Genomic DNA, 1,171 nt, shown 5'->3' with positions numbered 1-1,171 from the left:
TTGTATGCAAGCAAGCGAAGTTGAAGCGCTCGTCAAAGCGCAATACCCTGAAATGGATGTCGTTGTTGAAACAGATGGTTATCACTATCAGCTCAGAGCTGTTGGTCAAGAGTTCGCAGGCCTCAATAAAGTAAAAAGGCAACAACTCGTTTACGGATGTTTAAATGCTCATATCGTTGATGGAACGATCCACGCGGTGATTATGCAAACCTACACTCCTGAAGAATGGGCTGAACAAAACAGCTAAGCGATTCGAGTTAAAACGACAAGGCAACTATGGATAAATTAATGATTGGCGGCGGTGTCGCGTTAGATGGCGAAATTCGCATCTCTGGCGCAAAAAACGCAGCCTTACCAATTCTCGCGGCAACTTTGCTCGCCGATGAACCTGTTTCGATTGGCAACTTGCCACATCTTCATGACATCACCACGATGATTGAATTGATGGGACGTATGGGTGTTGAGTTATTGATTGACGAGAAATTGAGCGTCGAAGTCAATGCGACAACGATTCAAGACTTAACTGCGCCCTATGATCTAGTCAAAACTATGCGCGCCTCTATCTTGGTGCTTGGTCCTTTGTTAGCTCATTTCGGTAAAGCACACGTTTCGTTACCAGGCGGATGTGCAATTGGTAGTCGACCTGTTGATCTGCACATCAAGGGTTTGCAGGCAATGGGTGCGGATATAGTAGTTGAAGATGGCTATATCAAGGCAAGCTCAAACGGACGCTTGAAAGGCGCAACCATCGTATTCGATGTCATCACCGTAACAGGTACTGAAAACTTATTAATGGCTGCTGCGCTTGCTGAAGGCAAAACGATCCTGAAAAACGCTGCGAGAGAGCCAGAAGTTGTCGATTTGGCAGAATGCTTGATCGCAATGGGTGCCAAGATCACAGGCCATGGTACTGATGTTATTGAAGTGGAAGGTGTCGAGAGCCTAAAAGGCACGCATTATGACGTAATGCCGGATCGTGTAGAGACTGGAACATACCTCGTTGCAGCAGCAGCAACACGCGGTCGCGTTAAACTAAAAGATACACGAGCAGATTTACTAGATGCTGTATTAGTTAAGCTTGAAGAAGCGGGTGCAGAAATCACAACGGGTGAAGACTGGATCGAACTAGATATGAAGGGTAAACGTCCGAAAGCAGTTTCGGTTAAAACAG

At 46.1% G+C, this 1,171-nt stretch carries 2 protein-coding genes; both read left to right on the top strand.

Going from position 1 to position 1,171, the window contains the following annotated elements; translation table 11 throughout:
• Positions 1 to 247: BolA family protein (locus A3762_RS00665; protein ID WP_369820647.1), on the top strand; the 247-nt coding region annotated here is incomplete at its 5' end.
• Between the two features lie 29 nt (positions 248 to 276).
• Positions 277 to 1,171: UDP-N-acetylglucosamine 1-carboxyvinyltransferase (locus A3762_RS00660; RefSeq protein ID WP_068753623.1), on the top strand; the 895-nt coding region annotated here is incomplete at its 3' end.

It is taken from the genome of Oleiphilus sp. HI0125, from assembly GCF_001635355.1.
This window is presented reverse-complemented; position numbering and strand designations above follow the sequence as displayed.